Annotated in this window: 19 protein-coding genes and 2 pseudogenes; 9 read left to right on the top strand and 12 right to left on the bottom strand. The window is 71.9% G+C overall.

The window, feature by feature from the left end; genetic code table 11:
- Nucleotides 1-19: 19 nt before the first annotated feature.
- The 3 genes from ACZ6RC_RS29230 to ACZ6RC_RS29220 all read right to left on the bottom strand — a co-directional run bounded on the left by ACZ6RC_RS29230 (nucleotide 20) and on the right by ACZ6RC_RS29220 (nucleotide 3,713).
- Entirely contained in the window at nucleotides 20-904 is an 885-nt protein-coding gene (locus tag ACZ6RC_RS29230) for a geranyl diphosphate 2-C-methyltransferase (protein ID WP_391136601.1), read from the bottom strand.
- 14 nt (nucleotides 905-918) lie between these two features.
- On the bottom strand, nucleotides 919-2,199 hold the full coding sequence (locus tag ACZ6RC_RS29225; protein ID WP_469588795.1) for a family 2 encapsulin nanocompartment cargo protein terpene cyclase: 1,281 nt from the start codon (nucleotides 2,197-2,199) through the stop codon (nucleotides 919-921).
- Nucleotides 2,200-2,285: 86 nt separating this feature from the next.
- Complete coding sequence (locus ACZ6RC_RS29220) at nucleotides 2,286-3,713, bottom strand: family 2B encapsulin nanocompartment shell protein (RefSeq protein WP_391136594.1); 1,428 nt, start codon at nucleotides 3,711-3,713, stop codon at nucleotides 2,286-2,288.
- A gap of 363 nt (nucleotides 3,714-4,076) precedes the next feature.
- Here ACZ6RC_RS29220 and ACZ6RC_RS29215 point away from each other — a divergent pair, with 363 nt between their 5' ends.
- A complete protein-coding gene (locus ACZ6RC_RS29215; RefSeq protein WP_469588789.1) occupies nucleotides 4,077-4,670 on the top strand; it encodes a GNAT family N-acetyltransferase in 594 nt (197 codons plus the stop codon).
- A gap of 67 nt (nucleotides 4,671-4,737) precedes the next feature.
- Here ACZ6RC_RS29215 and ACZ6RC_RS29210 read toward each other — a convergent pair whose 3' ends face one another.
- A complete protein-coding gene (locus tag ACZ6RC_RS29210) occupies nucleotides 4,738-5,196 on the bottom strand; it encodes an RICIN domain-containing protein (RefSeq protein WP_391136588.1) in 459 nt (152 codons plus the stop codon).
- A 422-nt stretch (nucleotides 5,197-5,618) separates the two neighbouring features.
- On the opposite strand from ACZ6RC_RS29210, the gene ACZ6RC_RS29205 reads away from it, so the two are divergent.
- The 3 genes from ACZ6RC_RS29205 to ACZ6RC_RS29195 all read left to right on the top strand — a co-directional run bounded on the left by ACZ6RC_RS29205 (nucleotide 5,619) and on the right by ACZ6RC_RS29195 (nucleotide 9,351).
- A complete protein-coding gene (locus tag ACZ6RC_RS29205) occupies nucleotides 5,619-6,872 on the top strand; it encodes a serine hydrolase (RefSeq protein ID WP_453616486.1) in 1,254 nt (417 codons plus the stop codon).
- A 197-nt stretch (nucleotides 6,873-7,069) separates the two neighbouring features.
- A complete protein-coding gene (locus ACZ6RC_RS29200; RefSeq protein ID WP_453616484.1) occupies nucleotides 7,070-7,867 on the top strand; it encodes a serine/threonine protein kinase in 798 nt (265 codons plus the stop codon).
- Entirely contained in the window at nucleotides 7,864-9,351 is a 1,488-nt protein-coding gene (locus ACZ6RC_RS29195) for a serine/threonine-protein kinase (RefSeq protein ID WP_469588784.1), read from the top strand. Before ACZ6RC_RS29200 ends, ACZ6RC_RS29195 begins: the two co-directional genes overlap by 4 nt.
- Before the next feature lie 145 nt (nucleotides 9,352-9,496).
- On the opposite strand, the gene ACZ6RC_RS29190 is transcribed toward ACZ6RC_RS29195, so the two are convergent.
- Entirely contained in the window at nucleotides 9,497-10,285 is a 789-nt protein-coding gene (locus tag ACZ6RC_RS29190) for a peptidoglycan DD-metalloendopeptidase family protein (protein ID WP_469588780.1), read from the bottom strand.
- A gap of 223 nt (nucleotides 10,286-10,508) precedes the next feature.
- Between ACZ6RC_RS29190 and ACZ6RC_RS29185 the strand changes: the two genes are divergently transcribed.
- Nucleotides 10,509-11,885: an SH3 domain-containing protein gene (locus ACZ6RC_RS29185; protein WP_469588777.1), complete on the top strand. Its 1,377-nt coding sequence runs from the start codon at nucleotides 10,509-10,511 to the stop codon at nucleotides 11,883-11,885.
- 110 nt (nucleotides 11,886-11,995) lie between these two features.
- Here ACZ6RC_RS29185 and ACZ6RC_RS29180 read toward each other — a convergent pair whose 3' ends face one another.
- The 3 genes from ACZ6RC_RS29180 to ACZ6RC_RS29170 all read right to left on the bottom strand — a co-directional run bounded on the left by ACZ6RC_RS29180 (nucleotide 11,996) and on the right by ACZ6RC_RS29170 (nucleotide 15,805).
- Nucleotides 11,996-14,185: a CASTOR/POLLUX-related putative ion channel gene (locus ACZ6RC_RS29180; RefSeq protein ID WP_469588774.1), complete on the bottom strand. Its 2,190-nt coding sequence runs from the start codon at nucleotides 14,183-14,185 to the stop codon at nucleotides 11,996-11,998.
- A gap of 222 nt (nucleotides 14,186-14,407) precedes the next feature.
- Nucleotides 14,408-15,202, bottom strand: coding sequence for an SDR family NAD(P)-dependent oxidoreductase (locus ACZ6RC_RS29175; protein ID WP_469588771.1), 795 nt, complete (start codon nucleotides 15,200-15,202; stop codon nucleotides 14,408-14,410).
- A gap of 129 nt (nucleotides 15,203-15,331) precedes the next feature.
- Nucleotides 15,332-15,805 carry a MarR family transcriptional regulator gene (locus ACZ6RC_RS29170; protein WP_469588768.1) on the bottom strand — a complete coding sequence of 158 codons (474 nt, stop codon included), beginning with the start codon at nucleotides 15,803-15,805 and terminating at the stop codon, nucleotides 15,332-15,334.
- Nucleotides 15,806-15,900: 95 nt separating this feature from the next.
- Here ACZ6RC_RS29170 and ACZ6RC_RS29165 point away from each other — a divergent pair, with 95 nt between their 5' ends.
- The gene (locus ACZ6RC_RS29165; RefSeq protein ID WP_469588765.1) at nucleotides 15,901-16,263 is read left to right on the top strand and encodes an HGxxPAAW family protein; all 363 of its coding nucleotides are present in this window, start codon (nucleotides 15,901-15,903) and stop codon (nucleotides 16,261-16,263) included.
- A 69-nt stretch (nucleotides 16,264-16,332) separates the two neighbouring features.
- Here the strand turns inward: ACZ6RC_RS29165 and ACZ6RC_RS29160 are convergent, their stop codons facing one another.
- A complete protein-coding gene (locus ACZ6RC_RS29160; protein ID WP_469588762.1) occupies nucleotides 16,333-16,971 on the bottom strand; it encodes an HAD family acid phosphatase in 639 nt (212 codons plus the stop codon).
- A gap of 290 nt (nucleotides 16,972-17,261) precedes the next feature.
- Between ACZ6RC_RS29160 and ACZ6RC_RS29155 the strand changes: the two genes are divergently transcribed.
- The gene (locus ACZ6RC_RS29155) at nucleotides 17,262-18,410 is read left to right on the top strand and encodes a PI-PLC domain-containing protein (RefSeq protein WP_469588758.1); all 1,149 of its coding nucleotides are present in this window, start codon (nucleotides 17,262-17,264) and stop codon (nucleotides 18,408-18,410) included.
- Between the two features lie 53 nt (nucleotides 18,411-18,463).
- On the opposite strand, the gene ACZ6RC_RS29150 is transcribed toward ACZ6RC_RS29155, so the two are convergent.
- Complete coding sequence (locus ACZ6RC_RS29150) at nucleotides 18,464-20,221, bottom strand: serine/threonine-protein kinase (protein ID WP_469588755.1); 1,758 nt, start codon at nucleotides 20,219-20,221, stop codon at nucleotides 18,464-18,466.
- 439 nt (nucleotides 20,222-20,660) lie between these two features.
- Here ACZ6RC_RS29150 and ACZ6RC_RS29145 point away from each other — a divergent pair.
- Both ACZ6RC_RS29145 and ACZ6RC_RS29140 read left to right on the top strand, forming a co-directional pair.
- Nucleotides 20,661-20,923: pseudogene (locus tag ACZ6RC_RS29145) on the top strand (transposase); the annotation flags it as partial.
- A 303-nt stretch (nucleotides 20,924-21,226) separates the two neighbouring features.
- Nucleotides 21,227-21,610, top strand: a complete 384-nt coding sequence (locus tag ACZ6RC_RS29140; protein ID WP_469588752.1) for a hypothetical protein — start codon at nucleotides 21,227-21,229, stop codon at nucleotides 21,608-21,610.
- Between the two features lie 66 nt (nucleotides 21,611-21,676).
- Here the strand turns inward: ACZ6RC_RS29140 and ACZ6RC_RS29135 are convergent.
- A pseudogene (locus ACZ6RC_RS29135) lies at nucleotides 21,677-22,821 on the bottom strand (IS630 family transposase).
- A gap of 66 nt (nucleotides 22,822-22,887) precedes the next feature.
- Complete coding sequence (locus ACZ6RC_RS29130) at nucleotides 22,888-23,481, bottom strand: hypothetical protein (protein ID WP_453619224.1); 594 nt, start codon at nucleotides 23,479-23,481, stop codon at nucleotides 22,888-22,890.
- Between the last annotated feature and the right edge of the window lie 398 nt (nucleotides 23,482-23,879).

Raw genomic sequence — 23,879 nt, 5'->3', positions numbered from 1 at the left:
GTCGGTCTCACGCGGTCGGTCAGACGCGATCGGCCGCGATGAGGACGTACTGGAAGGAACCGTCCCTGTACGAGTTGATGAACGCCTCCTCGATGCCGGTGACCAGCGACGACGTGGCCCGCAGCTCCCAGTAGGGGAGGGTCTCGGGCGTCAGGTCGATGACGGCCTGCGGCACCAGACGGTTGTCGGCCATGGCGCGGAGGTACTCCCGGCGGGAGTGGATGTTGCACTCGAAGTGCGCGTTGATCTGGGAGACCCACTTCGACGGCTGGCCGTAGCGGGGGTTCCAGCAGCCGGTGATGGTGACGTACCGCCCGCCGACCTTGAGGACGCGGGAGTGCTCGGCGAACAGGTCGTGCAGATCGACGTACATGCTCGACTCGTTGTTCCACGAGGCGGCGGCCAGGCCGGTCTCGAACGGCGTGTCGAGCATGTTGCACACGCGGGCCTGTACGTGGTCCTCGATGCCGAGTTCACGGGCCCGCCGGTTGGCGAACTCGGCCTGTGTCGTCGAGAGGGTGACGCCCTCGACCGTGCACCCGAACCGCTGGTGGGCCATGACCATCGAACCGCCCCGGCCGCAGCCGGCGTCCACGAGCGTGTCGCCGTCCCCGACGGCGCCGAGGTGGTCCAGGAGGATGTCGGTCTGCGCCGACTCCAGGCGGTGCAGCTCGGCGATCAGCCGCTTCTCGTACTCGGCGTCGTCGCTGCTCCCGAGGGCCGCGTGGTCGACGTCGCCGATGCCGTAGTGGTGGTGGTAGAGCCCGTCCACGTCCCCGAGACGCAGGTTGACGGGCCTGGCCTCCTGGTTCCAGTACCGGGCGATGTCCCCCTGGTAGGGGGACGCCGGCGCCGGGATGAACGCGGAGGTGCCGGTGGAGGTGTTGAACTGGGTGCTGGTCACGGGTAAGTCCTTCTCTACCAGAAGTCGGGCAGGCTGTAGCGATAGGTGTTGGTCTGGTGCCAGTGGTGGTTGCCGTCGACCCACGCGGCCACGCCGCGCAGGAAGCGCTGCAGGCTCGGGACCGGGCACGCGGCGGCGAGGGCGGCGGCCTCAGTCTCGAAGCCGTGCATGAGGTCGTTGTGGACCTCGACCGCCTTCAGATAGGCGTCCCGGTCGGAGCGGTTCTCCCGGGCGGCGATCACGACGGGCAGATTGAGGTGCGTGCCGGGACTGGCGAGCTCTTTGGTGTACGAGTACAGGTCGTTGACGATCGTCGTCGCGTTGCCGGCGAGGGCGATGACGCGCTGCAGGGCGGGCTGGGCGTGCAGGTCGGCCGGCAGCTCGTAACCGCCCACGGTGTCGGTGATGGTGGGGCAGGGGCGGAAGTTGTTGAACTGGCGCATCGCCAGGTACTCCCACACCTCGGGGACGTGATCCGTCTCGGCCCAGGCGGCCTCGGCGAGGTACCCCATGTGCAGCCGGGCCATGTCGTGCCGGAAACGGTCCGCCTGGGAGGCTGTCGCCTGCCGGACGAAGTACTCCATCGCCGAGCGGTACGCCCGCCGGGGCGCGTCCGCCTGGAGCGACTCGGTCCACTCCGGCGCGTACTCCTCGGTGGTGTGCAGCGGGTCGAGCGCCGTGTGCGCCAGCAGGAGCCGGCTGCCGAGACCGATGGGCGACCCGCCGTGGTCCTCGCAGTAGCAGTCGTCGACGGCGTTCTCGGCGACCATCAGCCGGGTGGCGATCATCAGGTGGTCGACCGTCGGGGCGTCGGGGTGGCAGGCGACCATGTAGCGGCCGACGGAGAACCCGTCGAACTGGTCCTCCCACTCCGGCGGCACCGCCTGGACCTCGTCGACCGCCCAGTCCCTGATCCGCCGGCTGACCTCCTCCACCCGTGCGGGGTCGGGTTCCGGCACCGGGTGGTGGTAGAGCCCGGGGATCGGGGTTCCTTCCACGGCCTCCGCGGGTGCCGGTTCCGCGGGGGGCACCGACGGGGCCTCGCGCGGGGCGAGGCGCAGGCCGGCCGTGCCCAGTCCGCTCGGCCTGAGCGGGACACGCCCCCGGGCGGCTTCTTCCCGCCCGGGCAGCGGCAGCGCGTCGCTCGCGGGCGGGGCCGCCGGCACGGATTCGGTCCCGACGGCCGGTGCGTCGGCGGCGCCGAGCGCGTGGGCGAGGCCGAAGGTGTGGGCCCCGAAGCGGGCCGCGGCGGCGGGCACGCTCGACTGCAGAGGGGAAGGCCCAGGATCGGGCATCCGGAACTCCTCGATGAGGTGGGTGAACGGCCCGGATCCCGGGCGCTCGCCGGCACGGGCCGGTCGGGGGAGGGGGAGCGGGAGGGTCAGTCGCGCCGGCGGGCGATCTGCACGTTCTCCAGGACGCCGAGGGCGTTGGGAACGAGGACGGCGGCGGAGTAGTAGGTGGTGACCAGGTACGAGATGATCGCCTGCTCGTTGATGCCCATGAAGCGCACCGACAGACCGGGTTCGTACTCGTCCGGCAGGCCGGTCTGGTGCAGACCGATGACGCCCTGGTTGTCCTCGCCGGTGCGCATCGCGAGGATGGAGCTGGTGTTCTCCTTGCTGATGGGGATCTTGTTGCACGGCAGGATCGGGACACCGCGCCAGGCCGGAACCGACTGACCGCCGAGGTCGACATGGTCGGGGTAGAGCCCGCGGGCGTTCAGCTCGCGGCCGATCGCCGCGATGGTCCTGGGGTGGGCGAGCAGCAGCTTGGTGCCACGACGACGGCAGAGCAGTTCGTCGAGGTCGTCCGGGGTGGGAGGGCCGGAGTGCGGCTGGATCCGCTGCTTGAAGTCGGCGTTGTGCAGGAGACCGAACTCCCGGTTGTTGATCAGCTCGTGCTCCTGGCGCTCGCGCAGCGCCTCGATGGTGAGCCTGAGCTGCTCCTCGGTCTGGTCCATCGGCCCGTTGTAGAGGTCGGTGACCCTGCTGTGGACGCGCAGGATGGTCTGCGCGACCGAGAGTTCGTACTCGCGGGGGCGGAGTTCGTAGTCCACGAAGGCGCCGGGCAGCTCGACCTCGCCGGTGTGGCCGGCCGACATGGCGATCTCGGCCTCGCCGTGCCGGTTCTGCCGCTGGGCGGGCAGCGAGGTGAAGTGCCGGAGGTGCTCCTGAAGCGCCGGCGCCGCGGCCACGACGGCGGCGAAGTCGGCCCGGGACAGGGTGAGGAGGGTGCCGGCGGTCTCGGCGGTGGCGGTGTAGTCCCACCTGGCATCGGCGTCCAGGAGGGCGTTCTCGCCGAACTGCTCGCCGTCCGCGAGCACCGCGACGGTGACCTCGTCGCCGTACTTTCCGACGGAGGTCTGGTTGATCCGCCCGTGGGCGATCAGATGGATCTGCTCGGACGGCGTCCCGCGCTCGACCAGCACCTCGCCGGCCCGGAAGTCCCGCTGCGCGCACCGCCCGGCGAGCCCGGTGAGCACCTCGTCGTCGTCGAAGCCGCGCAGCAGGGCGAGTTCGCCGAGCTCCCGCGGAATCACCCGGACGTCGCCGCCGTCCTGGACGAACTCGATGCGTCCGTCGCCGACGGTGTAGCTCAGCCGCCGGTTCACCCGGTAGGCGCCGCCCTTGGTCTCCACCCAGGGAAGCATCCGCAGCAGCCACCGGGAGGTGATCTCCTGCATCTGCGGAGCCGACTTGGTCGTGGTGGCGAGCTTGCGCGCGGCCGCCGTACTGAGGCTGGACTGCCGTGGCGGCGCGTCCCGTTGTGCCTCCGTGTGCGTGTCCGTCGTGGTTTCCACGGTCATCGGGCGAGCACTCCTTCACAGGGGGGAGCGATCGGCGCAGACGCACGCCAATCGGTGAAAGACGAGAAATCGGATGAACATCCGGGAATCCGTCCAGAACCCTGGGAACAGTAACGGCCTGTGCCCACGCCTGGCCCAGCAGGCCGTGAGCATTCCTCACATGCAGTGATCTTGCTCGGTCGGGTGTTTAACCGCGCGACCGACGACATCCGGCCATGCGATCGGCCGTATGCGGACGGGGCCGGCTCGGGACGGCACGGAGGGCGGGTGCGGAACCCGGCCGGCGGCTCAGCCCCGCACACCCCGGCCGACGAGGGCGTAAAGCGGTGGACAGCGCCCGGCCACCGGGCGAGCATCTCCGCGATGAACGACGAACTCCGCTCCACACCCCGACGCGTCCGCTTCGTCCCGCTCGGCGCCAGAGCCCTGCGGGCGCTGGCCGACGGTGATCTCGCCGGCGGCAGCGCCGAGGCCGGTGTCGCCCTGGACGAACACTTCGTCGGCGACCGGGCCCGCGACATCTTCCGCTACCGCGCCGACCAGTTGGCCGAGGACCCGTCCGTCGCGCCCTGGCTCACCCGGGCCGCGCTGTCCGAGCCGGACGGCACCGTCGTCGGCGACGCGGGGTTCCATGGACCACCGGACGAGGAGGGTGTGGTCGAGGTCGGCTACACCGTCGTGCCGCGGTATCGCCGCCAGGGGTACGCCCGCGCCATGCTGGCGGCGCTGCTCGACAGGGCCGCGGCCGAACCCGGTGTCAGGACCGTGCGGGCCACCGTCCGTTCCGACAACACCGCCTCCCTGGCCACCCTCGCGGGCTTCGGGTTCACGCGGGTCGGCGAGCGGGGGAACGAGCGCGACGGGCTCGCGCTCGTCTTCGAGGTCCCGGCCGACGGGCCGCGGGCCGACGAGCCGCGCGGCCGCGGCCGGGACGGTGGTCGTGCCGTCCGGCTGTGACGGGGGACAGCACGCATGCGCCCGCCGGTCGGACCGGCGGGCGCATGCGTGCTGTTGCGGGGAGGTATCAGAGCCAGCTCTGGGCCCGGGAGGCGTTGCAGGTCCAGGTACGGAAACCACCGGCGACCGTGTCGTCCATGCAGCGCGTGCTGCCCTGGTTCTTGAACTCGATGGTGCCGTCGTTCCACTTGCGGACGAACCAGCTCTGGAACACACCGTCGTTGCAGTCCAGGACGCGGAAGCCCACGTTGCTGTCGTCGATGCACTTGCCGGTCAGCACGTTCTGGAGCCGCCGGGTGCCGTCACCCCACGTCTTCACGGACCACTTCTGGGCGGCGGTGCCGTTGCACTGGAAGGCGCGCAGACCGCCCTCGTTGGTGTGGTCGATACAGCGACCGGTCTCCTGGTTCATGAAGGTGTTGACGGGGTCGGCGGTGGTCGCCGCCGAAGCGGTCGACGTCCCGGGCAGCAGGGCGAGGACGGCGACGGACGCTCCGATTCCTGCGGCGCGCTTGAGAACAGACACGTGACTTCTCCCTCGTTGGTGGTCCATGCCGTTGGCAACGGGACAGAGTCTGCTGAGCGGTGAAGCCGGCGAACACCGGTAACACTGCATATAGACACAGCGACGGAACCGTGCCACGGTGGGCGGTTTTCCTCCGCCACGTCCCCTCCGTCGAACTCCGGCGGCGATCCGCCGGCAGCCACCTCGCGCCACCGCGGGACGCCCGTAACACGCGCCCACCCGCACGGTCGCCCCGTCAACTTCCGGATACCGCACCGCCCGGGAGGTCCGTAGCGTCCTGACGTCGGCCGCCCGGGCCCCGGCCCGCACCCGGCCCCGCCAGCGGGCCCCCACAGGTGCCGGCACCGCCCGGCCGCCGACATCCGCAGCGAGACCGCCGCGGCCGCTGCCGAGGCGGACCGACCCCGAGGGGGAACCCGACCGTGAACAGTCCGACCACCCACCGCTCCGGACCTCCGGCACGGCTGCGGCGACTCGGTGTCGCCGGCGCCGCCGTCCTCGCCCTGGCCGCCACGGCCCTCGGCCTGACCGGGGCACCCCAGGCCCTCGCCGCGCCGGCCGCGACCCCGTCCGCGCCGACCCGCTCGGCGAGCGTGGACGTCCCCGCCGACGTGACCGCGGGCGTCGCGGTCTTCGACCGGACGACCGGCACCTTCAGCGAGCGGCACAACGAGAACGGGCAGTTCCGCTCGGCCTCGGTGGTCAAACTCCTGATCGCCCTGGACTTCCTGCGCACCCGCGATCCGCGCGACCTGTCCGGCCCCGACCGGACCCGACTCGACGCAATGCTGCGCAGCAGCGACGACGGAGCGGCCGGCTCCTACTGGAGCCTCGGCGGAAGAACGGCCATCATCCAGCGGACGGTGACGCAGCTCGGCCTCACCGCCACCACCAACCCGCCGTCCGGGATGGAGGACTACTGGGGTTACGTCGCGACCTCGGCCGCCGACACCGTACGGATCTACCGGTACATCCTGGAGACCGCCCCGGCGCCCGTGCGCGACTACATGATGGGCAACCTGCGGCAGTCGACGCGCTGCGGCACCGACGGCTTCGACCAGCACTTCGGCATCGCGGGCTCCTTCGTACGGCCGTGGGCGGTCAAGCAGGGCTGGTCCGGATTCGGAGCCTCCGGCGGCTGCACCCCCAAGCCCCCGGGCACCGTTGCCGGACTGACCGGGGCCACCACCACGACCACGCCCCCCGCCCCGCGGGCCGCCGCACAGCCCGCGCCGCGCGCCGGGGCCGCCGTGGACCTGACCCGCGAGGCGCTGCACACCACGGGCACCGTGGGCGCAGGTGACCGCACCATCGTGGCCGTGTTCACCCTGCACCCCGACGGCACCCCCTACGGCACCGCGTACACCACGGTGAACCGGCTCACCCGCTCCCTCGACGTGCCCGGCGCCGTCCGCCCGGCCGGGGCCTGGTTCGGCACCTGGGGCACGGGCGTGAACGTGCGCCCGCAGCCCACCACCGCCGGCACCCCGCTGACGACCCTGCCGGCCGGCGTGGAAGTCCTGGTCGGCTGCCAGAAGACGGGACAGCAGGTCACCATCCCGCCGTACACCAACACCTGGTGGGCGTACCTTCCGCAGTACGGCGGCTACATCACCAACATCTACATCACCTCGCCCGGCAGCCAACTCCCCGGTGTCCAGGTGTGCTCCTCCTGAAAGCGCAGGCCGGGCACGCCGGATGAGCAGCGCGGGGCCCCGTCGGGAACGACCTCGCACGGGGCCCTCCGCGGTGCTCCCGGACATTCATGCCAACGTTGTCGAGCAAGACCGAGAACGCCCCGCGCACCCCTTCCCCACCGCGTTACGATGCCCGCCGGCCGATGACGGGCCGAAACGGGGAAGGAAGAACGTCGATGAGCGGCATACTGATCCACCTGCCGTCCGAAGAACGCACGGAGCCCACCACCACCTTGAGACTGGGGCCCGGTGAGGCCGCGCGCTTCGGCCGCGGCACGGCCTCCCACCCGGTCGAACTACGCCTGCCGGACCCGGCCGTCTCCCGGCTCGCCGGCGAGATCCGGGTGACCGACGACCACTGGCAACTCACCAACTTCTCCACCACACAGAGCTATCTGGTGGAGAACCCCGAAGGGGCGGGGGAGTACCTCAGGGTGCCGCCGCGCCGGTCGGGCGCACCGATCCCCTTCGAGTTCGCGCGCGTCGTGCTGCCCACCCGGGGCTCCACGGTCAGCTTCCAGGTGTTCGCCCCCGACCACGTCTACCTCGACGCGGCCGATCCCGGCGGCAGATGGGGCACCGGAACCCTCACCGCCTACTCCCTGGACGAGACCGCCACGTACTTCCTCGTCCTGGTCGCCCTCTGCGAACCGCGGCTGCGCGACGAGTCGGCCGTCCACGTCCCCACCACCCCGCAGGTCGTCGAGCGGATCAGGAACCACCCGGCGCTGACGCGGCTGACGCCGAGGGCGGTCAGCGCCCACATCCAGTACCTGGCCGAGGAGAAGCTGCGGGTGCACGGCCCGCAGGACGCCCTCCCCGGACGCGGTGTGCGGCGCACCGGCAAGCGCGAGGCCGTGGTCGGCGTCGCCCTCCGCTTCGGCCTGGTCCGCGAGGAACATCTGAGGCTGCTGCCGCCCCGGGCCCCGAGCGTCCCGCTCCAGGAGCCGGTGCGGACCGGAAGCGGAGGGTGAGCACGGCGGTGGAGGAGTACGACGGGACCGGCGAGACGGTCGGGCGGGTACCGCGCGGCTATCGCGTGGGCCGCTGGGAGGTGCTCCGGCCGATCGCCGACGGCGGCTGGGGACACGTCTACGAAGGCCGTGACACCGGGCCGGGGGAGGCCACGGGAGGGGACCGGGAGGCAGGAGAGGTGGAGGAGCCCGACGAGGTTCCCGAGGCGGTTCCCGAGGCGGGGCGGCTCGTCGCGCTGAAGTTCCTGCCCACCTCGGGGCTGGCCCCCCGCCAGGCCGCGCGGCTGGCGGAGACCGCCCGGCGCGAGATCGAGTTCGGCCGCCGCGCGCAGCACCCCCGCCTGATGCGGCTGCTGGACTCCGCTGTGCTCGACGAACCCGACCTGCCCGGGCTCGACGGCGCCGTGGTGCTCGTCATGGAGCGGGCCGAGAGCAGCCTCCAGGACCTCCTGGACGCGGCGGACGGCAAGCCGCTGGCCGAGGCGGAGCGCGTGCTGTCCGAGATCTGCGAGGGGCTGGCCCATCTGCACGAACTGGGCTGGGTGCACGGGGACCTGAAACCGGACAACGTCCTGGTCATGGCCGACGGTGCGGTGCGGCTCTCCGACTTCGGCCTCACCGTCGAACTGGAGGGGACGCGCGGGACCCACGGCTACATCCCGCCGCTGGGTTCCCCGGACTATCTGCCGCCCGAGCGCTGGCGGGCGCCCTTGGGTGAACGGGGCGTGCAGGTACGGCCCAGCGCCGACGTGTGGGCGTTCGGCGTGATGATCCACCAGGTGTTCACCGGTGGGACCTCGCCCTTCCCGGGAGCCACCCCGAACTCCCGGGGGGCAGCCGTCCAGGAGTACGCCGAGGGCAGGGCGCCGCTGCGGCTCCATGTGGCGGTGCCCGAGTTCTGGCGGGCCATGGCGTCCGACTGTCTGCTCCCGGGCCACGCCGAGCGGTCGGCGCACACCGCGGCGAGTCTGCTGGAACGCATCCGGGCCGCCGGGCGCGGAGGCGGCCCGCCCGCCGCCGCACAGCGGGGCGGCAAGCGGGGCGCGGCGCTGGCCGTCAGCGCCGTGGTCGCCCTGGGCGGCGCGGCCGGCATCGCCTGGTGGCAGTGGGGCGGCGCCGAGGGCGACCCGCGGCGGGCGGCTCCGCCCGCCCGGCTGACGGTGTTCAACGTGGACGAAGCGTGCCGGGAGCGCACGGACCGGGACCCGCTGTGCAGCCTGGGCCTGGCCATCGACCCCACGGCGCCGTACGTCATGGACAACGTCGTACGGACCCGGGTGTGGCACGGGGACGTGCTCACCGTCGAGTGCGCTCTGGCGCACGGCATCCCCGTCACCGACGAGGTCGGCACGAAGTCGTCCCGGTGGTACCGGGTCCGGCTGCCGACGGCGGAGCAGAAGCCGGCGGCCACGCCGGCGACGGCCTGGCTTCCCGAGGTACGGACCGAGAGCCGCCCGACGGTCCCGGCCTGCCCGGCGGCCTGACGGCGGCCGGAAACCGGCCCCGCCTCGCCCCACCGGGCCGTGCGGGACCGGCCGGATCCGGGCGCTGGCGTACGCGTGCGGGCACCGCCGGGTCACGGTCACCGTGACCCGGCGGCGCCCGATGCCCGGCGGTGCGGGTGTCGTGTCACGCGCAGGGGGTGCGTACGCCGCCGGTCTCGTCGCCCTTCAGGTAGATACCGCTGACGTAGCCGACCCCGCCGGCGTTCAGGGGCAGTCGTACCCACTTGTCGTTGGTGACGCCCTCGGCGGTGACCTTCTGCCCGACGATCCAGCAGTGTGCCGGGTAGGACTGGTTCGGGTACACCTTGCTGACGGCGTTGCAGGTGGTGGAGGCACAGGACCGGACGTTCGCCTCGGCCCACGCCGTCACCGAGGAACCGCCGCCGCCGCCACCGGGCGTGCACGGCAGGCCCACCCCGCGGTCGCGCAGGTAGGGGACCGGGTCGATGCCGCGGACCGAGGTGGAGGTCCCGACGCGCACCCGCAGGTGCAGGTGGACGCCGGTGGAGTCGCCCTCCGAGCCCATGAGCGCGATGCGCTGCCCCGCGGACACCTGCTGGCCGACGGACACGTCACGCTGGTACATGTGGCCGTACTCGGTGACGGTGCCGTCCGGGTGCAGGATGCGGATCCACTGGCCGTAGCCCTGTGCGGGGCCGGAGTTGATGACCTCGCCGGGGCCGACGGCGTGGATCGGGGTGCCGAGTGAGCTCGCGATGTCGACACCGTCGTGGCTGCCGCTGTAGCCCTGGGTGACCACGCCCGCGGCCGGGCAGGAGCCGGCGTAGGCGGTGGCGCCGGCGGGGCTCTTCGTCGCCGCGTGGCCGGGTGCGGCCACCGCCAGGGGCAGCAGCAGGGCCGCCGCGGCCAGCAGGGCCGCCCGCGGATTCATGCCGCGCAGACCAAGTCGCACGTGAGGTTCCTCCCTGGAGTACCGGCTCGTGACGAGCCGCGGGATCCGGTGCGGCGGCCCCCGCCTGTTGCGGGGCGCCCGGCCGGACGCCACGGACCCTAGACGCGCCGGGGGCCGGGAGGGCATCCGTAAGTTTGCGGAATGACTCCGCCGGGAGCCTGCGGTAAACCCTGGAACGGCCGCTTCGCCGGCTCTCGTTCCGTAGTCATCAAGGGGGAATCCCGTGCATGTCACATCCGCGCGTTCCCGGAGGCGTACGACGCCCCGGTGGACACGAATCCTCTGTCTGCTGCTCTTCCTGGTGGGCCTGACGGCTCCCGCCGCGGTCGCCGCAGAGGGTACCCAGGGCGCCGTCCGGCCCTTGGCCGACGGAAAGACGGCCGACGGGCAGCCGGTCGGCGTCTCCGACGGAGCGCCGGGCCGCGCGGGCGCCGGGAAGGCGCACGGCAGCTGGCGCATCGACCTGGCGGGGCCGAAGGCCGACGGGAGCAACATCGCCCGCCGTCAGGGCGGGATCACCGTCGAGGACGGAACGCGCCGCACCGCGTCGGCCCCCGCCCACTCCCACGCCGTCTACACCTCCCCCGGCACCGACCTCGGCGGCCCGCTGACGGCGTTCACCGTGCAGACCTCGGCGCACGTCCCCGTCGGCACCCAGGTGCTGACGGAGGTGCGCGGCGGCGACCGCCCCGACGCGTGGTCGCAGTGGAGAGCCACGGACCGCGCCGGTGCGGTACGGCTGCCCCGGGCGGTCACCCTGCTCCAGGTCCGGCTCACGCTCCTCGGCGTCCCGGGCGGTCTGGCGCCGACCGTGTCCGCCGTCACCGTCCGCGCCGCCGCCGAGCAGCCCGCGCCGCAGCAGGCCCCGGAGAACGGCAAGGCGGCGGCCGCCTCCGGCCCCACCTTCCGGCTGTTCGCCACCCGCGAGGGCCTGGTCGGCCACACCACCGCCAACGGCCACGTGATCAAGCCGCGCGACCACTTCGTGGCCCTGCCCTCGCGCCGCATGCTGGCGAGCAACGGCGGGAACGAATACCAGGTGCGGCTGTGCTACAAGGGCCGCTGCGAGACCGCGCCCGTGTGGGACGTCGGCCCGTGGAACACCAAGGACGACTACTGGAACCCGTCGTCGCAGCGGGAGATGTGGCGCGACCTGCCGCAGGGCACCCCCGAGTCCCAGGCGGCCTACCTCAACGGCTACAACGGCGGGCTCGACGAGTTCGGCCGCCGGGTCGCCAACCCCGCGGGCATCGATGTCGCCGACGGCACCTTCTGGGACGGCCTCGGCATGTCGGACAACGACTGGGTGGACGTGACGTTCATGCCGGACGGTGGCGGTGGGGGCGACACGACGGTGACGGCGTGGGCCGAGGCGAACGTCCGGTCCTGTGCCTCCACCACCTGCAACGCCGTCAGCAAGGTGTACCCGAACCAGTCCTACCCGGCACACTGCTGGATCGTCGGGCAGAAGGTCACCGCCGAGGGCGTCACCAACGACAAGTGGGTACGACTGCCCCTGAACGCCGGCGGGGTCGGCTACGTCAGCGGTATCTACCTGAAGGGCGACGAGACCGGCGGCGTACGCACCCCCTGCACCTGACCCCCGGCAAGCGCCCATTCGCACGCCCTGAGAAAAGCCCCGCCGCCTCTTCGCGCCTCCGCCCCTCCCGCGCGGTTCTCGGGAGGGGCGGGGGTGTGCGGGAGCGGCGGTCAGCTTTCCGCGACGACGATCACGCAGTCGTCCGGCCCGAACCGCACCCTCTCCCTCTTGTCCGGGTTGACCCGGACGCCGTAGGCCGGCCCGGTCGAGGCCTCGGCGCGCAGGCGGTATCCGATGGCGCATTCGTGTCGACGGCGCGCGGATTCGACGACGGTGGCGAAGGTGACCTCCCGGTCCGGCAGGACGTAGTCCGTGGCGGGCTTGAGGTGGATCTCGCTGCCGTCCGCGCTGAACAACTCGTCGAAGAGGGCCGCCAGATGCCGGTTCTCCGCGATCTGCGTCATCAGCAGGCTGATCAGCCGCCCGCTGACGATGAAGTCGGCACCTTCCCGCACCGGTGCGAGCACGCGATTGCGGTCGTCGGTCATCTCCGTGATGACGGGCAGCTCCCGCCGGGCGGACTCCTCGATCGCCCGCAGGTGCAGCAGCGTCACCAGCGTCCGGTCGTCCGTCTCCGCCTCCTCCGTCGCGGGCCCGCTCTCGTCCCCGATGACCATGACGCTGTCGTACGACGGGACGTCCAGCCCGGCCAGCGTCGCCTGCTCGGTGATGTCGCCGCCGTGGTGACGCACCAGCAGACGCGTGAGCTGTCCGCCGGCGGCGCCCACCCCCCGGAGCGTGGCCTCGTCGCCGAGGGCCACGACGTCGAGGGTGGATCCGGGACGTACGTACTGGTCGAGCTGCTCGATGATCAGCGGGGCCCGGCGGTTCCAGCCGAGGAGCAGCAACCGCTCGGCCGCCCGGGCACGGGCCCGTACCGTGACGACGGCGGCCTCGTCGAAGGATGCGGCGGGTGCGACCTGTGGGACGGGAGCCGCAGGGGCCTGGTGGGCGACGGGCGCGGTCGGGGCGGGGGCCCTGGTGGGCGCGGCGACGCCGACCGACCTCAGGGCACCGTCCTCGGCTGCGCCCCCCGCCTGCACGTCGCCTCCGGCCCCCACGTCACTTCCGGCCCGCATGTCGCCTCCGGCCCCCACGTCACTTCCGGCCCGCATGTCGCCTTCCGCCCCGGCTCGGGCCTCGGGGATGACGGCGGCGCCCGGGGTGGTGCGGGAGGCCGGCACGGCCTGGGACGGGACGGCGCCGTCGGGGAGCCGAGCGGTGTCGTCGTCCTCGGTGATGACGATGAGGCGGTCACCCTCGCCGATCCGGGTGTCCGGATGCGGGTTGAGGCCGATGCCCCGGTCGGCGTGGACGAGGCCCACCACCGAGGAGGTGGCGAAGGCGGCGAGCGCCTCGCCGAAGGGGCGACCTGCGAGCGCGCCCGCCGGTACGACGTAGAACTCGGCGCCCGCGAAGTCGAGCAGCTCCTGGTAGACGAGGGAGAGCCCGGGCTGGCGGGAGGTCTGGACGAGCAGCCGGGCGACGATGTCGTCGATGCTGAGGACGTGCCCGTGCCGGCCTGCCGCGAGGGTGGCGGCCGGGTGGTGCCGGGGATCGCGTACCGCCGCGACGACGACGCGGTCCGCGGAGCCCGGGCCGATCGCGTCGAGGGCGAGGAGCGTCTTGACGACGTGGGCGTCGCCGTTCCGTCCGCCGGGCGGCAGCACCAGGACCGCCCTCGCCGTGTCCGGGCTCACCAGCGCGACGACCGTCGGGTCGGTGGTGGGGCCGCTGCGACAGATGACACGCGTGGTCCCGCTGTCCGGGACATGGCCGGCGATCTCGGCGTCCATCTCGGCCTTGTCCTTGTCGGCGAGGACGGCGACCGCCGCCCGACGTCGGTTGGCGTTGGCCGCCACCAGCTCCGTGACCACCGGGAACACCTGGTCGGACCAGCCGAGCAGCACCGTGTGCCGCTCCTCCAGCACCACCGACCGGCCCAGCCGCAGGGCGAGGAGGCGCTCGCTGAGGCCCGTGGTGATCAGACCGACCAGCGCCGACACGAACAGCAGGGTCACGAGCGCCAGCAGTACGGACGTCAGGACGTAGAGAGGAGGCCCGACTTCGCCGCCCAGCCGCAGCGTGCGGCCGACGTTCTGCCACACGGCCGCCAGGCGGCCGGAGAAGGTGGGCGGCGCGGCGCGGTCCGCCCAGACGAGGACCACACTCGTCGGGACGACGATCGCCAGGCACACCAGCGAGAGCCAGCCGATGAGCGCGGGAGTGCCGTAGGCCATGAGATTGTCGAACCCGTACCGGAGACGCGACCGGGTACGGGACGCGCGCGGTGCTGCCATGAGCCCCCCTGAACGACTGCTGGACGAACACGCCTCCTCCGCACGCGTGTCAGACCTGCGGCAGGAGAACAGTGCCGTTCGGCATGACGTCCGCCTTCCCTGACGATGCGCTCATCGGGTGCTGCGGTCCAGTGTCGCCGCACGCACCGCGCCCGCGCCGATCTTCGGCGCGGGCTTCACCCGCAGGTGGCACACATCCCCGTCCGGACGGCCGTGTCCCGCTCAGGGCAGGATCGAGTCCACGTACCCGCCGTCCACCCGCAGCGCGCCGCCGGTCGTGGCGGACGCCTGGTCGGAGGCGAGGTAGACGACCATGTGGGCGATCTCCTCGGGCTCGATCAGCCGCTGGAGCAACGACTGCGGCCGGTGCTCGCGCATGAAGGCGCGCTGCGCCTCGTCCCACGGCAGATTCCGGTCGACCAGTTCGTACACGAAGTCCTCGACCCCGCCGGTGTGCGTCGGGCCCGCGATGACCGAGTTGACGGTGACGCCCGTGCCGGCCGCCTGCTTGGCGAAGCCGCGCGTGACGGCCAGGAGCGCGGTCTTCGACATCCCGTAGTGGATCATCTCGGCCGGGATGACCACCGCCGAGTCGCTGGCGATGTTCTGGATCCGGCCCCATCCGCGCTCGCTCATGCCGGGGAGGTAGCGGCGGATCAGCCGCACCGCGGCCAGGACGTTGACCTCGAAGTAGCGGCGCCACTCGTCGTCGCTGATGTCGAGGGGGTCGGCCGGTCCGAAGATGCCGAGGCTGTTCACCAGGATGTCCACCTGCGGCAGGGCCTCGGCGGCCAGGCGCGCGCCGTCCTCGGTCGTCACGTCGGCGACCACCGCGACCGGCTTGGGCCCCTGGGCGGTGCGATGGATGGCCTCCACCGCCTCTTCCACGCGCTCCCGCGTCCGCCCGTTGACCCCGACCCGGGCCCCGGCCCGGGCGAGGCCGGTGGCGATGGCGGCGCCGATGCCCTGGGTGGATCCGGTGACCAGCGCGGTACGTCCTGTCAGATCGATGCGCATGAGCGGAACGGCCCCTCTTCTTCTCCCGCGGGTGTGATCACTTGCCCTTACCCGCTCCGTCCCCGGCACAACGGAAGGCGCCTCTCCGGCCCTTCGGACGGCCCTGGATTCGACACGGTCGGCCCTCGGTCACTGCCCTCTGATCTCGTCGAGGGAGAGCTGCATCGCGGCCCGTGCGCGGACGAACCAGTCGGTCAGGACCGCGGTCTCGGCGGGGGTGTAGTCGGCGAAGAGGGCGCCCAGCCGCTCGTAGTGCGGGCCGTACACGCGGAAGACCCGCTCGGCCGCCGAGGCGTCGAGTACGACGCGGACGCGGCGGCGGTCGTCCGGGTGGGGCTGCCGGTGCACGTACCCCGCGCGTTCGAGGCGGTTGAGCACGCCCGTGACGGCGCCGGTCGTGATGTTGGCCCGCTCGGCCAGATCGCCCGCGTTCAGGTGTTGGTCCCCGGCGCCGATGATGTGCCCGAGACAGGTCAGGTCGGTCACGTTGAGGCCCAGCCGCTGCGCGATGTCGTGCTGGGAGACGAGAGCGAGCGAGACCATCCGGTCCATGGCGTCCAGCGCCTCCTGCGGTGTCGCCTCGGGGCGCGGCTTGCCCTTCACGGAGATTCTCCTTAGCATCTAAGTTACTTAGCTCGTGAGATAAAAGATCCTGCTTCCGTGGTGAAGATACAGACAGAGTCGGCTTGAGGAGATCTATGAGCGGCATGCACGGCGACCACGACCTCGGTCATACCGTCGCCGGATGGACGGGGACCTGCCTCGCCGTCGTCGGGTTCACCGTCTCCGGCGTCGCGATGACGGCCGCGTGGGTGCCGGGCGTCTGGCTCGGGCTCGGCGTGGTCGCCCTCGCCGCCCTCGTCACCTGGGCGCTCCACCTGAGCGGCTGGGGCAAGGCGAGCGGCCCGCGTCCGCCCGCCGGACAGGCGTGGCGCGTGAAGGACCGGACGGCCGCGCAGGGCCACGCGGACTGTGTGGGCTGTCGTATGGCGGGACGCGGACTCCGCCGTCCCGGGCGCGCGACCGAGCCGCAGGGGGTGCCGGTCACCGAAGCGGCCTGAGCCGTGCGGCTCCGCCGCCCGGTGCGGGGCGCCGATGGCCTCGGCGCCCCGCACCCTGAGCCGTGGGCGTCAGGAGAGCTTGCCGCCGTAGTCCGGCAGCTTGAAGGTGCGCTCGGCGTGGCCGCCGACGAGGTCGGACGTGTTGTTCCCGATGTTGGCGATGATCGTGTAGCCCTTGGCCTCGATCTCCGCGCGCTTCGCCGTCTTGTACGTGCTGACCTGCCCGAAGAGGTCGGGCAGGGAGCGCACGTACAGCCCGTTCACCGGGTAACCGGCCTGCTTCAGGTTCCAGTCCGTGAGGGAGTAGATGATCCCCGGACGAGCGGTGACGAAGAAGACCGCCACCCCACGGTCGTGGGCGTCGCGGACCAGGGTGCGGACGTCCGGGATGGCCGGGGTGGGCAGCTCCCAGAAGGGGTGGAAGTCCGTCTCCAGCGAGGAGTTGTCGATGTCGAGGACGATCGCCTGCTTCTCCTCGTCGGCGTCCTCGGAGCGCGCCTGGATGTACGGCCGGGCCTCGGCGACGACGGCCGCCACGTCACGGCGCCAGGTGTCGTAGTCCACGCCGCCGAGGGCGGCCGACGAAACGGTCGTGTGCGTCTCGGCGGCGGAGGCGGTGGGCGCCGGGCCGAGGACGAGGAGGGCGGTCACGGCGACGGACGCGGTGGCGCCGGCGGTGACGCGTCTGCGGAGGGGGGTGGCGGGCATGGGGGTCTCCCAAGTAGTCGACCGGTGTGGGTGGTTGACATGCTCGCGGCTAATACTGGACGGTAGGCGACGAAAGGGCTACCAGTCGGTAGCCACTTTCTGAGCGGAGACCGTCGGCCCGGCGTGGCGCGGGGGCGAGGGAAGGTCAAGGGCTGCCGTGTTGACGGGGCGTACCCGAAATCCTCCTGGGCGACTGCCGGTTCCGGTGGAAAGTGCGCGGAGGGGGACGAGTCGCCGATCGACGCGCTACTCTCCGCGACATGATTGACATGAGCACGCTTCGATCAAGCGTGAGCGGCCGTCGTTCCCGCGCGCCTCGCCCCGGCCCGGGGAACGCCCGCGCCGCCCGTCTGCGCCGCTCCGGCCGGCGCTCCCTCGTGGTCCTCCTGCTGGTGGCGCTCCTCGGTACGGTGGGTGGTGTGGCCTCCGCGGCCCCGCCCGGTCCCGGCACCGGGAACGCCGGAACCGTCACCGGCGCCGCCGTCCCGGCGGGCGCCAACGCCGGAACCGTCACCGGCGCCGCCGTCCCGGCGGGCACGGTGGAGGGGGCCCGGGCACGCTGGGGCGACCAGCGCCTCGACGAGGTGTCCTTCCTGGCCACGCACAACGCCTTCGCCAACTACGAGGACTCCCGCTGGACGTCGGTGGCCCAGTCCGAGTCGGTGCGCCACCAGCTGGACAACGGCGTGCGCGGGCTGAGCCTGGACACGCACTGGTACGAGCGCAGCACCTGGCTGTGCGTCATCAGCTTCGGCAGCGACTGCTACCCCAGCGACGTCTACCTCTGCCACGGCGAGTGCAAGACCTTCGCCGGCGTCACGTACGCCCTGCCCCGCCAGTCCTTCCACGGCACGGTGCAGACCGTCGTCGACTTCCTGAACGCCCACCCCCAGGAAGTCGTCTCCCTCTTCCTCGAGGACTACGTCAGCGCCGACCGGCTCGGCCGTTCCCTCGAAAAGGTGCGGGGCCTGTCACCGCTGCTCTTCAAGCCGGACGAGTGGAACGTCAGGCAGCAGGGCTGGCCCAAGATGACCGATCTCGTCGCGAGCGGAAAGCGCCTGCTGATCTTCTCCAGCGAGGGCGACCGCGAGCACCTCGGCGTGATGTACGACCGCTCATGGACCGTGAGCAATTTCTGGAGCCTCGGCGACCTGGGCAACGACGTCTCCTGCGTCACCCGCTGGCCCGACGTGCCGCTGAACCGCCAGGAGCCCGGCTTCCGGCGCCTGTTCACGATGAGCCACCAGCGCAACGTCCCGACCCTGATCAACGCGGCCCTGGACAACGGCTCCAAGCTGCGGGACCGCATCGCGCAACAGTGCCGTCCGGCGGCCGGAGGCCGTGACCCGAACTTCGTCTCCCTGGACTTCCACAAGGTGTCGGACACCAGTGGCCACACCCCGGCGTCGATCGTCGCCGAACTGAACGACAGGCCCTGAGCGACCCGGCGCGTCCCGGCCCCGGGCGACCCGGGGCCGGAACGCTCCGGTGATCAGGAGGCCGGGTGGCTCGACACGACCTTGCCGGCGGTGTCGGCGGCCAGGTAACCGACCGCGTTGTACTCGTTGATGAGGTAGAAGCGCAGCGTCGGGCGGTCGTCGTTGAAGGTCCAACGGTCGGCGATGACGTAGCGCATGGTCGGGTTCTCGACCTTCAGATCGCGCTCTCCCCGCTTGATCAGCGTCGGAAGCGTGTCCCACGGCAGGGTGGAGACGTCGAAGGGCTGCTCGTCCGTCGCGCCGATCGTGCCGCCGGGGCCGGTCTTGCGGGCGACGCCGTTGCGGTACTCGTACGCGTCGTACGTCTTCGCTCCGGGCTTGGTCATGATGCCCGCGAGGGCGTACTCCTCGTAGATCGTCAGCTCCTTCATCGTGGTGCTGCCGCCGGCCTCGCGGAACGCCTCGATGACGGCACGCGTGTTGGCCGGGGTGAGGAGGCTGCCCCGGGGCGCCGCGGTGTCGGAGTCCGCGTCGGCGCCGCTGCCGCCTCCGGACCCGCTCCCGGCAGTCGCCGCCCGGCTCGTCTCCGTGCTCGACCGGCTGGGCGTCGCGCCGCCCTTCGCGCCGGAGCCGGCGCCGCCGTCCGGGATCAGCTTCACGGCGCCGATGATCACGGCGGCGGTCGCCAGCGCGAGGGAGACGGCGATCACGGCGCCGCGTCGGCCGGACCGCGCCGGTGGGGTGGAGGGCGAGGGGGTGGGGAAAGGCAGGGGGTGGCCGAAGCCGTCGGCGGGCGCGGCGACGGAGGAGGGGGCGGTCGGTGTGCCCCAGGACTGGGGCGCGGAGGCGGCGTAGGCGGGGTGGGCGTACGGGGCGCCGAAGGGGCCGGCGGGGGCGGGCGTGCCCGGAGGCCCCGGGGGAGTCTCGGCCGGGGGCACACTCGCGGACTGCCGTCCTCCGCTACCGGTCCCGGACTCGGCCTCTGCCAGGAGCCGGTCCAACTCCGCGGCGTCCGGGCGCTGGGCGGGATCGCGGACCAGCAGACGATCGAGTACGGGCCCCAGGGCGCCGGACCGCACCGGCGGGGGGATCGGGTCGTCCAAAACGGCGACCACCGTCGCCAGACTGGTGGAGCGGCGCAGCGGGTGATGGCCCTCGGCCGCGACGTACAGCAGCATGCCCAGCGACCACAGGTCGGAGGCCGGGTTCCCCTCCTCGCCCCGCACCCGCTCGGGAGCGATGAACTCGGGCGAGCCGATCAGGTCGCCGGTGGAGGTGAGCCGCGACGTCGACTCGCTGAGGACCGCGATGCCGAAGTCCGTGAGGACGGCGCTGCCGTCGGTACGGAGGAGGACGTTGGCCGGTTTCACGTCGCGGTGCTGGATCCCGGCGGAGTGCGCGGAGCGCAGGGCGGAGAGGACCTGCCGGCCGAGCGTGACGACCTCGGGGACGGGCATCGGCCCCTCGGCCAGCCGCTCGTACACCGACCGGCCCTCGACGAGCTCCATCACGATCCACGGATGCGCGCCGTCGGACGGCTCGACGATGTGGTGGATCGTCACCACGTGCGGATTGGAGAGACGCGCCAGCGCACGGGCCTCACGGACGGCACGCTCGCGCATCTGCGCGGCGAGTCCCGGGTTGGCCTCCTCGACCGCCGGATCGGGCGGACGGACTTCCTTCAGGGCGACATCGCGGTGCAGGGCGACGTCGCGCGCTCGCCAGACGGTCCCCATGCCGCCGCTGCCCAGCCGGGAGATCAACTGGAACCGCCCGTCGACCAGTGGTCTTCCGTCCTCACTCGTACTCATGGGCGGTCATCGTAGGCGGTACCGGTGACACCCGAAGTCCCGGGCGGGACGAAACGCCCCCGAGGTCGTGTCCGACAAATGATCACCGAACGTAGACGTGGTGCTCGGCGCAATGTTCTTGCTGTGGCGGCGTCGGCCAGCGATTCTGGGTCGATGCCAGGACAGGGGAAGAGGAAGAGGCGGCAAGAGGCGGGGAGGCAGCGGCCGGCTACTCGTACTGCGCCGGACGCCGGACAGTGGGAAGTAGTTCTTGAGACGAAGGACCAGGCAGAGTTGCGTGCGCACCTGCGGCGCCTTCGGGAGGAGGGGATCGACGAATCGCTCATCCGGATTGACACGCTGTGCCGACGTCCAGTGGAGCAGAGCGCCTATCGGCTAAGCCGGTTCGTGGAAACCACCGCTCGCAGGTCGGATCGCGAGGCGTCGGATCATTGACCCCGTGGCGGGCCGAGGCGAGTTGACGGCCGAGGCGGGGGGAACGGATCGAGCCTCTGCTGCAGCGGATGGACGGGCGTGGTCGTCCGTGGCGTGACCATCGCCCAGGGGCACCAACGGTGCGCTGTGGCGGCGGCGGACCGGGGCGCCGTGCGGTGATCTGCCGGAGCGGTACGGGCCGTGGCAGACGGTCTACGAGCGGTTTGCCCGCTGGGAGCGGACAGGACCGGGGCGACGCTGCTGGAGCATGTGCGGGTCAGTGACGACAAGGACTGTCCGAGCCGGGCGAACCGCCACATGCTGCGGAGCCGGGGCATCACCGCCACGATCTCCGAACGCCCCGACCAGGCGGCCAACCGCCGACGCCGCGGAGCCCTGGACGGCAGAACACCTGCCTTAGACAAGACCGTCTACCGTCGTCCTGGCCTCCCTTGTCCTCTGGCTTCGCGAACCCACCGAATAAGCATTTGCCAGACATGACCTAGTGCCGCATCAAGCAACGTTCGCCCCGTCCTGCCGGACGGGCCCGCGGCATGGAGCCGTTGGATACGGTCCGCGTAGTCTCGCGGGATGCATTCTCATCTGAGCTTCGAGAACCCTCCCGCGCTGCCTCACGGGGTAGTGGTCGAGACGTTGGAGCGGGCTCTGCGTGACCGCTCAGCAGAGGGCGAGGCGGCGGGAGTCCTGGTCGGCACCGCGTTGAACGACGACGACGCGGGGTTCGTTGAGCACTGGTGCGTGCAGGTCGGGACGCGGGCTGTGTCGGGTAGTCCGCTGCTCGGGCTGGCTGGGCTGTGCCTGGGCCATGCCGCTCGACGCTTTGGGCATCTCAGCGATGAGGCCTGTGCCCTGGCGGAGTCGCTGGCGGCGCGGGCCGAGGCGGATCCGTCGGATGTGGATGGTCGGGCCCTCGACGGCTATGACGATGTCCGGAGCTTCCTTCACTTGTGGTGACGTCGCCCGTCGCCCGTCGCCCGTCGCCCGCGCCGCTGCCGCGGCCGCTGCCGTTGCCGCTGCAGGTCATGCTGCGTTAGCCCTACTCACGAGGGCTTTGAGACGCTTGTCGGCGGCGTTCTTGTTCTGCCAGATGATGTAGCGGCGGATCATGCTGCCCTGGGCCTTGTGGGTGGGGTGGTCGGTGCCATCGAGGGCGAAGTAACGCAGGGCGATGAACTGAGCCTCGATGCGGTTGAGCCAGGAACTGTTGGTCGGGGTGTAGGCGATCTCGACGTTGTTGGCCTCGGCCCAGTCGGCGACGCGGCGGGAGCGTTTGGTGGTCAGGTGCGGGGAAAAGTTGTCGCAGATGATCGCGATGCGCTTGCCAACGGGGTGGAGGGAGCGCAGGTAGCGGCAGAACTCCAGGAACTTGGAGCGGTTCTTGGTCTTCTTGATGTGGCCATAGAGCTGGTCTTTGCACAGGTCGTAGGCAGCGAACAGGTGGCGGACGCCGTGCGGGCGGGTGTAGGTCGCCCGGCGGCGCGGTTCGCGGTCGGTGTCCTTGTGCTTGCCGCCGCGTCCGGTCCGCTGGCGGCCGGGGTGGGGTTGGAGATTGAGGGGGACGAACTCGTCCATGCAGAAGACGACCTCTGGCTCGCTCTCCTCGGGTATGACCTCGCCGTCGGCGAGGGCGTAAAGGTGCTCGACGCGCGCCTTCTTGACCGCGTAGTCGGGGTCGCGGGAGGTCTTCCAGGTCTTCAGGCGTTGAAAAGTGACGCCTTCCTCGTGGAGCAGGATGCGCAGGCCCTCGTGGCTGATGTGGTCGACCACCCCCTCGGCGATCAGGAAGTCGGCCAGTTTGACCAGGCTCCAGGTCGAGAACGGCAGGCGTGCTCGACCGGCCTGAACTTGGCGACCTTCTTGATCTCACGCCGCTCGGGCAAGGTGAACGTCTTCGGCCGGCTGTCCTTGTACTTCGGGTAGGGCGAGGTGAAGCCGTCGGCGTTGAAGTTGTGGATCACGTCCCGGACCCGGTCCGGGCTGGTGAACGTCACCTTGGCAACCTTGGTCACGTCCATGCCCTGGGCCGATAAGAGCACCATCTGGGCTCGGCGCCAGGTCACCACGGATTCGGTGCCTCGGCGGACGATCCGCAGCAGCCGCTGACCCTCGCCGTCATCGATCCCGCGGACCCGCACACGCTCAGCCCCCTGAAAAGCATGACGCACAACGCGCCGCCCGGAGCTCCATCCGGACGGCGCGTCACAACTGGGCGAACGTTGCTTGATACGGCACTAGGTAGGGTCGCCGAAGAACAGGCTGCCGTGGTGGCGGGGGCGGTCGCCGCGTTCGTGGGCGATCGCCGGGCGGTCGGCGGGGGAGGAGCGGTCGGCGAGGGCGCGGAGGGAGGCCAGGCCGGCCAGGACCTCGTCACGGCGGGCCGCCGACTTCATCCAGCCGGGCAGCCGGGCGAACATCGCCATCGTCGGGGAGGCGTGCCGCTCGCGCAGCCGGGCGCCCACATAGTCGGTGAGGGCGTCGACGTGCCGTGCGTCGTAGGCCCACAGGATCCGCCCCGCGCAGCGGGTCTGCAGCCACAACGGGCGTCGGAAGAAGGGGTCTTCGGTGCCGCCCGGCACCGCCCCCACCAGGCCGCGGCCCCGCTGTCCGGCCGTCCACTCGGCGACCGCGCCGCAGCCGGTGCAGGTGAGGCGGCGGGGCCGGAACAGCAGGGCGCTGAAGTACTTCGGCGGCGCGAGGTGGGGCAGGGGCGCGACGAGCGCGCGTCCGCCGCACCGCGGGCAGACCACGAGCACGCGGTCGGTGAACTGGACGAGCCACGTGCCGTGGTCGTGGTGACGAGTCGGTTCGGGGCGCGCGGGACTCATGACGGACACCCTGCCAGCCCCGGCCCGCCGCGCGCGAAGGGGATTCGACGCCCGAGGCCCAACCCGCCGCGCGACGCGTGAGGGGGCTTCGACGACCGAGCCTGGCTCGCCTCGCCCCGCGTGCAGGCGCTTCGCTGCCCGACTCCCCGCCCCTCCCCCCGATGGAGATGCGACGCCCGGGCCGACCGCCCCCCCCGCGTGGCCGTCGCGCGGGCCGCGCCGGAATTCGGGTGCCCGCGGGGGCCGGACCCGCTAGCCTCGTTCGTATGAACGTCATCGGCCGAACCACCACCGCGACCGCGCGAGCGACCAGCTCGCCGGCCGCCGCCTGACGTTCCCTCTCCACCGGCGACCGGAAAACGGTCCGCCGGTGGTCGCGTGGCGATTCCGCTCCGCTC

Source organism: Streptomyces sp. NPDC048353, from assembly GCF_055587165.1.
Note: the sequence above shows the minus strand (reverse complement) of the source record. Positions and strands in the feature narration are given on the sequence as shown.